Raw genomic sequence first — 14,741 nt, forward strand, 5'->3', positions numbered from 1 at the left:
GATAGCGCTGTGAAAAAAATCCTGATTGTGTCAGCTAATCCCACAACGACAGACAAACTCCGCTTGGACGAGGAAGTAAGGGAAATTCAGGAAGGGTTGCAACGCTCTCGCAGCCGAGATAAGTTTGAACTTATTACTAAATGGGCAGTACGTCCTGACGATTTGCGGCGTGCGCTTTTAGATCATAATCCTCATATCATCCATTTTTCTGGACATGGTGGAGGAAATCAAGGTTTAGCCTTGGAAAATAATACAGGGGAAATGCAGCTGGTGAGTACGGAGTCACTGGCAAGGTTATTTAAGTTATTTAAAGACAAAGTTGAGTGTATATTGTTAAATGCTTGCTATAGCGAGGTGCAAGCTGAGGCAATTTACCAACACATTAACTGTGTGGTTGGGATGAATCGGGCAATTGGCGATCGCGCTGCGATTAAATTTGCGGTAGGCTTTTATGATGCACTGGGTGCTGATAGGTCTTATGAGGATGCTTATGAGTTTGGCTGTAGCGCGATTGATTTAGAAAGTATTCCAGAGTCTTCGACCCCAGTGCTGAAAAGTCGGAACAATCTTAAAGATACTATCTCTGCTAGGGAAACTATTCCAGATACCGAGATAAAAACAGCAGTCACCTTAGAAAATCCAGAAGGGCAGGTATCTCTAAACTCTGCTTTCTATGTCGAGCGATCGCTTATTGAGGTAGACTGTTATGAAGCAATTCTTCAACCAGGGGCCTTAATTCGCATCAAAGCTCCCCGGCAGATGGGCAAAACTTCGCTCATGTCGCGGGTTCTTCATTATGCTAGTCAACATGGCTATCAGACTGCACCCGTAAATTTCCAGTCAGCCGATGCAGAATTTCTCGGCAATTTAGATCAGTTTTTGCAGTGGTTCTGTGCCAGCATTACCTACGAACTCAATCTACCCGATCAGCTAGACGAGTATTGGAAGGGTGTTTTAGGTAGCAAGAATAAATGTACAAATTACTTTCAACGGTATTTATTACCCGCAATTAATACCCCCGTAGCTATAGGTTTGGATGAAGTCGATGAAGTCTTCAAGCATCCCATAATTGCTGCTGATTTTTTTGGATTGCTACGAGCTTGGCATGAGCGCTCAAAGAATGAGACAGTTTGGAAAAATCTCCGGTTGGTGATTGTGCATTCTAAGGAAGTTTATATTCCACTCAATATTAATCAGTCGCCTTTTAATGTGGGTCTACCCATTGAATTACCAGACTTAAATCAAATACAAGTACAAGACTTAGTACAGCGTCACGGACTCAATTGGTCTGACTCACAAATTGAAGAATTAATGACACTCGTGGGTGGCCATCCTTATTTAGTGCGGGTAGCGCTTTATGAAATTGCTCGTGATAGGATGACGCTGGAAAATCTGCAAAAAATCGCGGCAACCGAGGAAGGGCCTTACAGTGACCATTTACGCCGCCATTGGCTGAACTTGCAAGAGGATGCAGAATTGCTAGCTGCGGTCAAACAAGCGATGATGGCAAATCGCGCCGTGGATGTAGGCACAACTGAAGCGTTTAAACTCCGCAGTATGGGGTTAGTTAAGTTTCAAGGCAATCAAGTAGTGCCACTGTGTGAATTGTATCGTCAATATTTTTTGAATCGCTTGGGAATTAAAAATTAAAAAAGTACATTAGGAGTGCAATATGACTTTCATCTCCAATTAGCATTTAATACCAATTTGAAAAAAGAATGCGACACATAGACAAATTCCTCAGCTTATCCAGGTATCACCCCCCTTAATCCCCCCTTGTTAAGGGGGGAAACCTGAAAATCTAGTTCCCTCCCCTTTGTAAGGGGAGGGTTAGGGTGGGGTAATCTATCGCAAACATTTTTTGAATCACTATAACTAAAAGGATTAACAATGGTTCAAGTTATTCAAGGAAGAGATATAACCCTAGCTCAACTAATCGATCAATTTGGGCTACAACGTGCAGACAATGAACAGTTTTTTTTAGAGTGGCAGCAAGATTTACCTGAGTTGAGTGACTTAGAAAAGCAATCTCTCAACGAAGTCAAGGCAGAATATTTGCATTTATCCCGCTACCAAATTTTAGAACCTGTAGTCAAAATGGTGGTGCTATCTCCACTATTGCGTCTAGCAGGTTTTTATCAACCGCCTTTCTACATCGCGTCGGAAGAAGAGGTAAGAATTTCTTCTGAAGACGAAGGCACAATTATTAGAGGACGTATTGATATTTTGGTGTTTCATCCTCCATTTTGGGTTTTTGTTATTGAGGCGAAACGAGCAGAATATTCTTTGGAGGTAGCAATTTCTCAAGCATTAGCTTATATGTTGGCTAATCCTGGTAATGATAAACCTACGTTTGGTTTTGTAACCAATGGTAGAGAATTTCAATTTATTAAGTTGACGAAACAGGATACACCAAGATATGCATTATCTTACACACTGTCGCTCAATCGCGGAGATGACCTAGATACTGTGGTAAAAGTGTTAAAACGTCTAGCTTATTTAGTCCGTAATTCGTAGTCTCCGTCCTAACATACCCTACCAAATTTGTATTTCATAATTTTTAATTTTTAATTTTTAATTGTTTATGACCCAGTATCAATATCAAGTCGGTGGTAGTTTGCCTCAAAATGCCCTAACTTATGTTAGACGGCAAGCTGACCATGACCTCTATGAAGGCTTGAAGGCTGGGGATTTTTGTTATGTACTCAACTCTCGGCAGATGGGTAAATCTAGCTTGCGGGTGCGGGTAATGCAGCAGTTGCAAACAGAGGGATTTGCTTGTGCTGTTGTTGATATTACAGCGATTGGGACGGCAGATATTACCCCAGAACAGTGGTATGCCGGGGTGATTGATACTCTGGTGGGAAGTTTTAATATTTATACAACTTTTGATTTAGATACTTGGTGGACTGATAACGGGTTGCTTTCACCAGTACAGCGCTTGAGCAAGTTTATTGAAACAATTTTACTAAAAACAATTACTGAAAAGATTGTAATTTTTATTGATGAAATTGACAGCATTCTAAGTCTTTTATTCAACTTGGATGACTTTTTTGCAGTTATCCGCGATTGTTACAACCGACGAGCAGACCATCCTGAATATAATCGCCTCACCTTTGCTTTGATTGGAGTATCTACGCCTTCAGATTTGATTCAAGATAAACGCCGGACACCTTTTAATATTGGACAGGCAATTGATTTAACTGGCTTTCAACTCCAAGAGGCGCAACCCTTGGCACAGGGATTGGCAGAAGTGGGTGATTCTCAAGAATTGATGCAGGTGGTGCTGGACTGGACGGGAGGACAGCCGTTTTTGACGCAAAAAGTTTGTAAGTTAGTGGTGCAGGGGGGACTGGAGACTAGAAATTGGGGACTAGAGGTTGGGAACTGGGTAGAAGAGTTGGTACGCCAGGGGATTATTGAGAATTGGGAAACGCAAGATGAGCCGGAGCATTTGAAGACGATTCGAGACAGAATCATGCAGAGTGGGGAACAGAGGACTGGGCGATTGTTGGGGTTGTATCAGCAGATTTTGCAGCAGGGAGAGATAGTAGCTGATGATAGTGCTGACCAAACGGAACTGCGGTTGACGGGTTTGGTGGTGAAGCGGGAAGGGAATCTGCGAATTTATAACCGGATTTACGCAGAGGTGTTTAAGCAGGAATGGTGCGAAAAGATTTTAGCAAACTTGCGCCCTTACTCCGATACATTTAATGCCTGGGCTGAGTCTCAACGTCAAGATGAGTCGCGGTTATTGCGGGGAAAGACTTTGCAAGATGCCCAAGAATGGGCAGTTGGTAAAAGTTTGAGTGATTTGGACTATCGGTTTTTAGCTGCTAGCCAAGAGTTGGAAAAGCGTGATGTGCAGAAAAGGCTGGAGGCAGAGGAACAGGCGAAACAGGTTTTAGCAGAGGCGAACCACAAAGCTAATCAAAGGATTCGTATTGGTTCTTTAGTGTTAGGTTTTGCTCTGGTGGGGGCGGTAGCATTATTTATAATTACTCAAAAAAGTCTTGAGGTATCCAAGAATGCTATTAAAGTAGCAGAATCAGCTAAGACAGAAACAAATAACGCCCAAAGACAGTTAAAAAACGCGAGGACAGAAACCGCAGCAACCAAGCAAGAGAATCAGCGTATATCATCTGAAAATAAACGGATATCTGAACAAGCGGTACAGGTAAAACGGAATCTTAGTAATGCAACTTCAAAACTAAATGCAGCAAATGTCAAAGTGAATCAGGCACAGGAAAACCTGAAACTAGCTCAAAACAAAGTGGCAGCAGCTAGCGCAAAGGCTAGTCAAGCCAAAGTACAGGCAAATCAAGCAATTCAACAAAAACAAGAGGCACAACAGCAGCGTCAAAAAGCTGTTGCAGATTTAAATCGGGCAAGGCAAGAACAACAGCAGGCGCGACAACAATTACAAACAGCTCAAAATGCTCTGAATGCGGCAGTGGATGCCCGTAAAACTTCTCTTGAGGAACTAAAAAAGGCAGAAGCAGCAAGAATTGTTGCTTTAACGGCTACGCAATTGGAACAAGAGGGAACAAATGCGTTGCGAGTGTTTAATGATTCAAGGGAAATAGATGGTCTGCTATTAGCAATGCAGACGGCAGGAACATTGAAAAGTCTGGTTAAGGATAAACAATCTTTAGCAGACTATCCCGCTTACAGCCCTTTATTTAGTTTACAGACTATTCTGCTGAACATTCGTGAACAAAATTGCCTGGAAGGTCATAGCTATTGGGTCAACAGCGTCGTCTTCAGCCCGGATGGCAAAACTTTAGCTTCCGCTAGTGATGACAAGACCATCAAATTGTGGAATCGAGACACAGGCAAAAAAATTTCTACCTTGAGAGGGCATAGTGATGACGTCAACAGCGTCGTCTTCAGCCCGGATGGCAAAACTTTAGCTTCCGCCAGTGATGATAAAACCATCAAATTGTGGAATCGGGAGACGAGCAAAGAAATTTCTATCCTGAGTGGGCATAGCGATTCGGTCAGCAGCGTTGTCTTCAGCCCGGATGGCAAAACTTTAGCTTCCGCTAGTGATGATAAAACCATCAAATTGTGGAATCGGGAGACGAGCAAAGAAATTACCACCCTGAAAGGGCATAGCGATTCGATCAACAGCGTCGTCTTCAGCCCGGATAGCAAAACTTTAGCTTCCGTCAGTGATGACAACACCATCAAATTGTGGAATCGGGACACAGGCAAAGAAATTTCCACCCTGAGAGGGCATAGCAGTTCGGTCTACAGCGTCGTCTTCAGCCCGGATGGCAAAACTTTAGCTTCCGCCAGTGCTGACAAGACAATTAAATTGTGGAATCGGGACACAGGCAAAGAAATTTCCACCCTGACTGGGCATAGCCGATTGGTCAGCAGCGTTGTCTTGAGCCCGGATGGCAAAACTTTAGCTTCCGCCAGTGCTGACGACACCATCAAATTGTGGAATCTGGACACAGGCAAAGAAATTACTACCCTGAGTGGGCATAGCAGTTGGGTCAAAAGCGTCGTCTTCAGCCCGGATGGCAAAACTTTAGCTTCCGCCAGTGCTGACGACACCATCAAATTGTGGAATCTGGACACAGGCAAAGAAATTTCCACACTGAGTGGGCATAGCAGTTGGGTCAAAAGCGTCGTCTTCAGCCCGGATGGCAAAACTTTAGCTTCCGCCAGTCTTGACGACACCATCAAATTGTGGAATCTGGACACAGGCAAAGAAATTTCCACCTTGAGTGGGCATAGCAGTTCGGTCAGAAGTGTGGTCTTCAGCCCGGATGGCAAAACTTTAGCTTTTGCCAGTGATGATAAAATCATCAAATTGTGGAATCGGGAGATGGGCAAAGAAATTTCTATCCTGACTGGACATAGCGGTTGGGTCAGCAGCGTCGTCTTCAGCCCGGATGGCAAAACTTTAGCTTCCGCCAGTGATGATAAAACCATCAAATTGTGGGATCGGGACACAGGCAAAGAAATTTCCACCCTGAGAGGGCATAGCCGATGGGTCAACAACGTCGTCTTCAGCCCGGATGGCAAAACTTTAGCTTCCGCTAGTGCTGACAAGACCATCAAATTGTGGAATCGGGACACAGGCAAAGAAATTTCCACCCTGACTGGGCATAGCAGTCCGGTCATCAGCGTCGTCTTCAGCCCGGATGGCAAAACTTTAGCTTCCGCCAGTTATGACAACACCATCAAATTGTGGAATCGGGACACAGGCAAAGAAATTTCCACCCTGAGAGGGCATAGCAGTTCGGTCAGAAGTGTCGTCTTCAGCCCGGATGGCAAAACTTTAGCTTCCGCCAGTTATGACAACACCATCAAATTGTGGAATCGGGAGACGGGCAAAGAAATTACCACCCTGACTGGGCATAGCAGTTGGGTCGAAAGCGTTGTCTTCAGCCCGGATGGCAAAACTTTAGCTTCCGCTAGTCGTGATGAGACGATCAAATTGTGGAATCTGAATCTTGATGATTTATTAGCGCAGGGTTGTAGTTGGCTTAAGGGTTATTTGGCTAGCCATCCTGATGCGCCTAAAGTGTGTTCGGGGCGGTAGGGGGATGAGGGAGATGTGGTTTGACTTCGCTCACCAACCGGGGGATGATGGAGCGATCGCCCTTTAATATTCAAAAACAGCGATCGCTTGGTAAATTAGAAACGCGATCACAGTTTAGAACAGCTTAAATGTAGAGTCAAAGGCGATCGCTTGGTAAATTAGAAATGCGATCGCAGTTTAAAACTCGTGGTGTCCAGTGATTCTAAACTTAAATGTAGAGCTAAAGGCGTAAGCGTAGCCCGTCGTAGACATCGCTCGGTAATAAGGAGACAAAATTCAAGTTCAGAACTCGGCGTTTCGAGTTCCGAACACGAACGGCCAAGTAAAAAGGTCGAAGTTCCGAGTTCTGAACAGGAACGGCCGAGCAAAAAGGTCGAAGTTTCGAGTTCTGAACAGAAACGGCCGAGCAAAAAGGTCGAAGTTTCGAGTTCTGAACAGAAACGGCCGAGTAAAAAGGTCGAAGTTTTGAGTTCTGAACAGGAACGGCCGAGTAAAAAGGTCGAAGTTCCGAGTTCCGAACATGAACGGCCGAGCAAAAAGGTAGAACTTCCGAGTTCCGAACACAAATGACTGAGTAAAAAGGTCGAACTTCCGAGTTAAACCTCCGGTTCCACTCCCAGCGCTTTTAACTGAGCAGCTAATCTCTCTGCACGTTGTCGTTCTTTTGCTGCTAACTCCAAACCCCACAGCAATAATTCACCATTGTCATCCCACCAACGTAACCAATAACCTGTGCGGTTTTCTCGGCTTCCTTGCCATACGCCTAAAAACAAGTTCATTTCGGCAATCCAGTGACGATTATTTGCATCTGGTGTTTGCAGTTCATAATTTCCAAAATCATCTCGCCGATAAACTTCTAACACTCCGCCGTCTGGTTCAAAAATGGCATAGTTTGGCACTTGTAAAATCTGCTCATAATAAAACCATTTACCTGGGGGATAGGTCGGTTTACTCGAATACTCTCCACCTTCGGTATCTGAGAGAAATTCCATCACAATTACGGGAATATCACCTTGGAGTCGTGGCGTATAACTGCGCTTCACTTCTTCTCGTGAGACTCGAATAGATGATACATATCCCCAATCTGGCGCTTTGACCACAAATCGATTATTCAAGGTGGCGCAGATACCGTAGTTAGTAATGGTTAAAGCATCGGCGGGTAATCTGCCAGCAAGTTCCAAGCTTTCTGTTAAAGCAGCAGCCAAGAGTGGCTGATTAATGTTATCCACTGGCTCGTTGTCTAAAACAAAATCATCAGGTAACTTTTCCCAGGTGACATTATGAGTGGCTGCATTGGCTAGCATAATCAGAATATCTCAAGTACAACTCTAATTTCTAATGACCCGATTAAAAAATTGCACACGGCGTTACTCCTGAGCAAGGGTTCGCACTTCTTCCAGTGACAATCCCAAAGCTTGGGCAATCTGTTCGATGCTCAAATTCATTTGCAATAATCGGGGTATGGCATCTCTTCTAGCTTGTTCTGCAAGTTCTGCCCGTTGGCGTTCTTGTTCTGCCCGTTGTCGTTCTTGCTCGGCGTTGCGAGAAATTTCTGTATAAGTTAAAAACCGTTCTCCATCAGGGCGATGTAACTGTAAGCCTTCTGATGATGGAACAAAGCGAATTTTTAACCGAGGACTCACCCAATCTTCCATTTGGGGGATGATATCTAAACCATCTTCATTACGCAACCAACCAGACAAATTATTCCGATCGGGGTAGTAAATGTAGTACTCTTCTACGCCATAGCGGTCATAGAAAAGTAATTTCTTGTCCATTTCAGCTTGTCTATTACCGGGAGAAAGAATTTCAAACACAACTTGGGGTGGAATTCCCTCTTCTTTCCATTGTTGATAGCAAAGGCGATCGCCTTTTGGTCTACCCAATACCACCATCACATCTGGGGCGTTAACAATTTTGTTGCGTCCCTCTACCGGATACCAAAACAAATCCCCCGCAACAAATACATTTGGATCGTCGGCAAATAGCCAATCTAGATTCTGCTTAATTTCCACAATCCAGCCAAACTGTATAGTATTATTTGCCACTGGTTGTCCATCACTATCTGGGTAGATGACCTCTGGCTGGGTCGGCGGTTGGATTTGCGATACCATAGCTTCGCCCTCAGAAGGATATTTAATCAGGATGCTTCCAAATTAGCAGACTCTTAACCCGGATTTCTCACGCATAGTGTAGGCTTCAGGGGAAGAGGGGTGTGGGGAGTGTGGGGAGTGTGGGGGGTAAGACTTCTTCCCCATCCTCCCACACTCCCCACACCTCCCACACCCCTTGGATTTCTCACAAGTGAGAAATCCAGGCTAAGGATGTCTGCGCCATGAATCTGGAACGATAACTAACTAAAACAGTACGATTGTTCTACTATAAACTAATTAAAGATAGTATTATTAAGGACTGTTTCATAAGAAACTCCTTCTTCGCCGCCCAATATGTCAGACAAACAGCTAGCAGCATCCTTGAATGGACATCTTCCGTACCCCAGCCACAACAGCCAGAATACCATTCGGATTCGGGGTGCTAGGCAGCATAATCTGAAAAATATTGACTTGGAATTGCCACGCGATCGCCTAATCGTATTCACTGGCGTTTCTGGTTCTGGTAAGTCTTCCCTAGCCTTTGATACAATTTTCGCTGAAGGCCAACGTCGCTATGTCGAATCCCTCAGCGCCTACGCCCGGCAATTTCTCGGACAACTGGATAAGCCGGATGTGGAAGCCATTGAAGGCTTAAGTCCAGCCATTTCTATTGACCAAAAATCAACGTCTCATAACCCCCGTTCCACTGTGGGTACGGTGACAGAGATTTACGACTATTTGCGCCTGTTGTTTGGTCGTGCAGGTGAACCCCATTGTCCGATATGCGATCGCTGTATTGCCCCCCAGACAATCGATGAGATGTGCGATCGCATCATGGAATTACCAGACCGCACCCGCTTCCAAATCCTTGCACCCGTTGTTCGGGGGAAGAAAGGCACACACCGTAAGCTTTTGTCAAGTCTGGCATCCCAAGGTTTTGTCCGCGTGCGGATCAATGGCGAGATCCGCGAACTGTCAGATTCCATTGAATTGGATAAAAACTTTACCCACACCATCGAAGTGGTAATTGACCGCTTGGTGAAAAAAGCTGATATTCAGGAGCGTTTGGTTGATTCCCTGTCTACGTGTCTCAAGCAATCGGGTGGGATTGCAGCCATTCTGGTGAGTCTACTTGATGACGACGGACAAGAAAAAGAAGAAGAATTAGTATTTTCGGAAAACTTTGCTTGTCCAGAACATGGCGCCGTAATGGAGGAACTATCACCGCGATTGTTCTCCTTTAACTCGCCTTATGGTGCTTGTCCGCACTGTCACGGAATTGGGACTTTAAGGAGATTTGCGCCAGACTTGATCGTACCTGACTGGGAAGCGCCAGTTTATGCTGCGATCGCGCCTTGGTCAGAAAAAGATAATTCTTATTACTTAGAATTACTCTATAGTGTGGGACAGATTTATGGATTTGAGTTACAGACAAATTGGAGCAAGCTGACAGAAGAACAGCAGCAAATTATTTTGTTTGGCGAGAAAGATGAACGAGCCGCAGAAGCTCAAAGGAAGCAGAGTTTTAAAGGTGCTATTCCAATTTTGCAACGGCAGTATGAGGGTGGTTCGGAATTAATTAAACAAAAATTAGAGCAGTATTTAATCGATCAACCGTGTGAAGTTTGTAAAGGAAAACGGTTAAAACCGGAAGCCTTGGCGGTGAAGTTGGGACAATATGGAATTTTAGAATTAACTACCGTATCAATTCGAGATTGTCGAGAGAGAATTGAGCAATTTAAGTTGAGCGATCGCCAGTTACAAATTGCTGATTTAGTCCTGCGAGAAATCAAAGCTAGATTGCAATTTTTGTTAGATGTAGGTTTAGATTACCTCACCCTTGACCGTCCCGCCATGACCCTTTCTGGTGGCGAAGCCCAACGAATTCGTCTAGCAACACAGATTGGTTCTGGTTTAACAGGAGTTCTCTACGTCTTAGATGAACCGAGTATTGGTTTGCATCAACGAGATAATGGCAGGTTGCTCAAAACCTTAACTAAATTGCGTGATTTGGGTAATACATTAATTGTCGTTGAACACGATGAAGAAACAATTCGTGCAGCTAACCATATAGTTGATATTGGCCCTGGTGCAGGAATTCACGGCGGAAATATTATCGCCCAAGGTGATTTTGAGGCGTTATTAGCAGCAGAAGATTCCTTGACGGGTGCATATTTATCAGGAAGACGAGTAATTACCACACCAGCAGAACGCCGAGAAGGAAATGGGCGCAGTTTGGGAATTAAAAATGCCCATCGCAACAATTTACAAAATATAGATGTAGACATTCCATTAGGTAAACTCGTCTCCATCACTGGTGTGTCTGGTTCTGGCAAATCTACGCTGATTAACGAATTACTGTACCCATCTCTGCAACACCATTTAACTAAGAAAGTTCCCTTACCCAGACATTTGGATAAAATCCAGGGATTAAACGCGATTGATAAAGCGATCGTTATCGATCAATCCCCTATTGGACGCACACCACGTTCCAACCCTGCAACTTACACAGGAATTTTCGATGCCATTCGAGATGTATTTTCCCAAACAGTAGAAGCCAAAGCTAGGGGTTATAAACCTGGACAATTTTCCTTCAACGTTAAAGGTGGACGTTGCGAAGCTTGTAGCGGACAGGGTGTGAATGTTATTGAAATGAACTTTCTCCCGGATGTTTACGTGCAATGCGAAATTTGTAAAGGTGCAAGATACAACCGCGAGACTTTGCAGGTGAAGTACAAAGATAAGTCTATATCTGATGTACTGAGAATGACAGTTGAGGAAAGTTTAGACTTTTTCCAGAATATCCCCAAAGCGATCGCGCGTTTGCAAACTTTATTTGATGTCGGGTTAGGTTATGTCCAACTAGGACAACCTGCGACTACTTTATCCGGTGGTGAAGCGCAACGAGTGAAATTGGCAACAGAATTATCTCGACGCGCCACAGGAAAGACACTTTATTTAATCGATGAACCGACAACAGGGTTATCTTTTTACGATGTCCATAAATTATTAGATGTGTTGCAACGATTGGTAGATAAAGGTAATTCAATATTAGTAATTGAACACAACTTAGATGTAATTCGCTGTTCAGACTGGGTGATAGATTTGGGGCCAGAAGGTGGCGACAAAGGGGGAGAATTAATTGCTGTGGGTACACCGGAGGAAGTTGCAAAAAATCCCAGGTCTTATACTGGGCAATATTTAAAGCAGGTGTTGAAACAGTATCCGGCGGTGAAGAAGTAGAGTTTTTGTCTCAAGCCATAGATGCAAAGAAGCTTACCACAGGGTAGGTGCAAATAAAAGCGATCGCTTATTATAAAATCAACAAAATCTTGGTAAATTAGGTATTAGGAACCTTTGCAAGATATCTTGCGATCGACGAAATCCCCAACTTATCAAACAAGTTGGGGTTATGCGGTTTGCAATTCTTACAAATAAAATAGGATTGCAATAAATGTTTATCAAGTTGTGGCTAAAGCTGGTTCTGCCAAAAAATATTTCAGATTTTCTTGCTGGGTAGCAAATTTCAAATATTGAGATGCCATTTCTGGTGTTAGCAATTCAATCATTAATCTGTTTTCCACCCAGAACTCAATCACATCAAAGAAAGAATCGCGGTTACAGCGCACTACACGCCAACCTTCACGAACACCGATTTCTTCAATTTCTTGTTGACTAATGGGTACAGAGATAGCTGCATGAATATCTGTATATCTGGAAGTAATAGCAGTATGTACAAATACCAGGGCAAACGCATCTTAACTTGACGCAATTTTGGGGTATGATTGAGGGTTAGGATTTTAGCTTGACCCAGTTATAATCGCCAGAAAGTATTCTTCAGGTAATGCCGATGAAAACCACAGGTGATGAGCGAGAGTGTAGCACCATCAATAATATCCGCGTTGTTATGAGTCCAAGGTTTGAAGATACAATCCTCAAGCACTTTTCAGGCATAGAAGACCCAAGGATAGACCGGACTAAACAGCATCTTTTAAAAGACATCATTGCCATTGCTATCTTGGCAGTGCTAAGTGGAGCCGATAGTTGGGTAGCAATTGAAACTTACGCTCAAAGCAGGAATGGCTACAAGAGTTTTTGGCACTACCTAACGGAATTCCCTCTCATGACACCATCGCAAGAGTTTTCGCTAAATTAGACCCACAAGCATTTGAGCAATGCTTTCAGCGATGGGTGGAGTCGATTACTTACGCTGTGGGCGCTCAAGTAATACCTATCGATGGGAAAACAATACGTCAATCATTTGATCGCGATCGCTTTCAAAAAGCAATTCATGTCGTCAGCGCGCAGGTCTTGTGAACATCGATTGGTTTTGGGTCAACTTAAAGTAGATTCCAAATCCAATGAAATTACAGCAATCCCCAAGTTGCTGGAGTTACTGGATATTGCTGGATGTATCATTACGATTGATGCGATGGGATGTCAGAAAGAAATTGCCACCCAAATTATCAACCAAAAAGCAGATTACGTTCTAGCCCTTAAAGGAAATCAAGGTAAACTCTCGGACTAGCTAAAATTATCGCTAATGTCTAGGTGATCTCAAACAAAAGTAAAATCATAACTGTTCAATAGTTTTAGGTTCACTAAAACCAGCTTGACATGACAAAAAAACAGTAAATGCACAGATGTAAAACTTCGGTACATCTCAAATCTACCTGTGACTTGGTATGCAAAAAAATGGTTTTTTGTCAAATAATTTTAGATGCGTTTACCCTGCAAACTCTTATTTTGTCGTACAGACTAGCTAATTTAGGATGATTGCATTTATGGACTATAGCCTAGCCACATAAAGGCTTTGGACATTTTCGGAGATGTCTATTGATCTAGCTGGAGTACCGTATGCTTTATTAATTGCCAATGACATCACCGAACGCAAACGCTTAGAAAACGAATTTATCTCTTTAGTCAGTCTAATTACGGCAACGGAAGCAATGCAAGCAATGGCAGATAAATTACAAGTTCGACTAATTATAAATCCCGTAGCAGTAGAACTTTGGGCAGATCCCGATCGCCTTCTGCAAACCCTCACCAATTTACTGAGCAACGCGATTAAGTTTTCTGAACCAGGTGACACTGTGTGGATAAGTGCCACTCTCTCAGAATCCAGAGGCGTTGAGTCTGAAGAAAATCAGCCTTCATCATCCAACTTCCTTTTAATTACGATCCAAGATGAAGGGCGAGGAATTCCTGAAGATAAATTGCAAATCATCTTCGAGCGTTTTCAGCAGGTAGATGCATCTGACTCCCGCAACAAAGGAGGAACAGGTTTAGGAATTGCTATTTGCCGAGATATCATGCGAGAGTGACAATATAAGCAGAAATATCTTGATTGTTGATGATGAAGAAGATGTGCAGGCGATCGCAAAATTGGGATTAGAAATGGGTGCTGGTTGGAACGTATTGACTGCTTGTTCTGGTCGGGAAGCGTTGAATATAGCTGCCAACTCTAAGCTTGATGTCATTTTACTAGATATGATGATGCCTGATATGGATGGGCGTGCCACTCTACAACAACTGAAGGCTAACCCCGTCACTAATTCAATTCCCGTAATTTTACTAACTGCCAAAGTCCAGGAGTCCGATCAAGAAAGCTTTACTGGCTTAGATGTAGCTGCTGTCTTTGCCAAGCCTTTCCGTCCCTTGAAACTAGCAACACAAATCAGTGAAGCATTAGGCTGGAGCTGATAATCAAAAAGGTATTTATTTAGTATCCCATCGATAATTGGGGGTAGCAGAGAAAAATATTTACGATCGGGCCATTCCGAATGCACAGTCTGATATCAATGATATCGTCACACTAAGTATGGCATTACTTCTCTCATACCCACCCACTTGGGATATCAGACCATTTACTCTATCTATATATATAGGGCGTTAGAGAGCATCTGTTTAGACTGAAGCGCAAAGGAATTGATCTATCAATAATTTAGGCGCTAGGAAAGCGATCGCCCCTACCAATATCCTCCAATAACCAGCTACGCAACAGAGGATCTAAAACTAGCCTTGGCGGCAAAACAGCAGAATAGCTCACAAACTTATTGCTTCCTAAGAGACTTCCAGGAATACTATAG

9 protein-coding genes and 3 pseudogenes are annotated in these 14,741 nt (G+C 43.5%); 7 read left to right on the top strand and 5 right to left on the bottom strand.

The genetic code is table 11. The features are described from left to right. Positions 1 to 9: 9 nt before the first annotated feature. The 3 genes from V7K61_RS30355 (at position 10) to V7K61_RS30365 (ending at position 6,559) form a co-directional block, all read left to right on the top strand. Positions 10 to 1,650, top strand: coding sequence for an AAA-like domain-containing protein (locus tag V7K61_RS30355; protein WP_335059375.1), 1,641 nt, complete (start codon positions 10 to 12; stop codon positions 1,648 to 1,650). A 240-nt stretch (positions 1,651 to 1,890) separates the two neighbouring features. Next, a complete protein-coding gene (locus V7K61_RS30360) occupies positions 1,891 to 2,517 on the top strand; it encodes a type I restriction endonuclease (protein WP_335059377.1) in 627 nt (208 codons plus the stop codon). Positions 2,518 to 2,584: 67 nt separating this feature from the next. Beyond that, positions 2,585 to 6,559 carry an AAA-like domain-containing protein gene (locus V7K61_RS30365; protein ID WP_335059379.1) on the top strand — a complete coding sequence of 1,325 codons (3,975 nt, stop codon included), beginning with the start codon at positions 2,585 to 2,587 and terminating at the stop codon, positions 6,557 to 6,559. 596 nt (positions 6,560 to 7,155) lie between these two features. On the opposite strand, the gene V7K61_RS30370 is transcribed toward V7K61_RS30365, so the two are convergent. The 3 genes from V7K61_RS30370 to V7K61_RS30380 all read right to left on the bottom strand — a co-directional run bounded on the left by V7K61_RS30370 (position 7,156) and on the right by V7K61_RS30380 (position 8,861). After that, positions 7,156 to 7,863 carry a Uma2 family endonuclease gene (locus V7K61_RS30370; protein ID WP_335059381.1) on the bottom strand — a complete coding sequence of 236 codons (708 nt, stop codon included), beginning with the start codon at positions 7,861 to 7,863 and terminating at the stop codon, positions 7,156 to 7,158. A gap of 63 nt (positions 7,864 to 7,926) precedes the next feature. Beyond that, positions 7,927 to 8,673, bottom strand: a complete 747-nt coding sequence (locus V7K61_RS30375) for a Uma2 family endonuclease (RefSeq protein WP_335059383.1) — start codon at positions 8,671 to 8,673, stop codon at positions 7,927 to 7,929. Between the two features lie 53 nt (positions 8,674 to 8,726). Continuing rightward, a complete protein-coding gene (locus V7K61_RS30380; RefSeq protein WP_335059385.1) occupies positions 8,727 to 8,861 on the bottom strand; it encodes a hypothetical protein in 135 nt (44 codons plus the stop codon). Positions 8,862 to 9,006: 145 nt separating this feature from the next. Here V7K61_RS30380 and uvrA point away from each other — a divergent pair, with 145 nt between their 5' ends. Continuing rightward, positions 9,007 to 11,895 (top strand): excinuclease ABC subunit UvrA, encoded by a 2,889-nt coding sequence (uvrA, locus tag V7K61_RS30385; protein ID WP_335059387.1) that lies wholly within the window; start codon positions 9,007 to 9,009, stop codon positions 11,893 to 11,895. 218 nt (positions 11,896 to 12,113) lie between these two features. Here the strand turns inward: uvrA and V7K61_RS30390 are convergent. Next, positions 12,114 to 12,395: pseudogene (locus V7K61_RS30390) on the bottom strand (hypothetical protein); the annotation flags it as partial. Positions 12,396 to 12,559: 164 nt separating this feature from the next. Between V7K61_RS30390 and V7K61_RS30395 the strand changes: the two are divergent. The 3 genes and pseudogenes from V7K61_RS30395 to V7K61_RS30405 form a co-directional block, all read left to right on the top strand. Next, a pseudogene (locus V7K61_RS30395) lies at positions 12,560 to 13,171 on the top strand (ISAs1 family transposase); the annotation flags it as partial. 310 nt (positions 13,172 to 13,481) lie between these two features. Then, on the top strand, positions 13,482 to 13,976 hold the full coding sequence (locus tag V7K61_RS30400; protein ID WP_335059389.1) for a sensor histidine kinase: 495 nt from the start codon (positions 13,482 to 13,484) through the stop codon (positions 13,974 to 13,976). A 4-nt stretch (positions 13,977 to 13,980) separates the two neighbouring features. After that, positions 13,981 to 14,355 (top strand): response regulator, encoded by a 375-nt coding sequence (locus V7K61_RS30405; RefSeq protein ID WP_335059393.1) that lies wholly within the window; start codon positions 13,981 to 13,983, stop codon positions 14,353 to 14,355. A 256-nt stretch (positions 14,356 to 14,611) separates the two neighbouring features. Here V7K61_RS30405 and V7K61_RS30410 read toward each other — a convergent pair. Continuing rightward, a pseudogene (locus V7K61_RS30410) lies at positions 14,612 to 14,701 on the bottom strand (carboxylating nicotinate-nucleotide diphosphorylase); the annotation flags it as partial. Positions 14,702 to 14,741 lie beyond the last annotated feature (40 nt).

The sequence above is a fragment of the Nostoc sp. genome (genome assembly GCF_036918015.1).
GTDB lineage: Bacteria > Cyanobacteriota > Cyanobacteriia > Cyanobacteriales > Nostocaceae > Nostoc.

What these genes read in the sequence shown, in the direction of transcription:
- V7K61_RS30360 (WP_335059377.1), top strand. Translation starts at nt 1,891, where the DNA reads ATGGTTCAAGTTATTCAAGGAAGAGATATAACCCTAGCTCAACTAATC.
- V7K61_RS30365 (WP_335059379.1), top strand. Translation starts at nt 2,585, where the DNA reads ATGACCCAGTATCAATATCAAGTCGGTGGTAGTTTGCCTCAAAATGCC.
- V7K61_RS30370 (WP_335059381.1), bottom strand. Translation starts at nt 7,863, where the DNA reads ATGCTAGCCAATGCAGCCACTCATAATGTCACCTGGGAAAAGTTACCT.
- V7K61_RS30375 (WP_335059383.1), bottom strand. Translation starts at nt 8,673, where the DNA reads ATGGTATCGCAAATCCAACCGCCGACCCAGCCAGAGGTCATCTACCCA.
- uvrA (WP_335059387.1), top strand. Translation starts at nt 9,007, where the DNA reads ATGTCAGACAAACAGCTAGCAGCATCCTTGAATGGACATCTTCCGTAC.
- V7K61_RS30400 (WP_335059389.1), top strand. Translation starts at nt 13,482, where the DNA reads ATGTCTATTGATCTAGCTGGAGTACCGTATGCTTTATTAATTGCCAAT.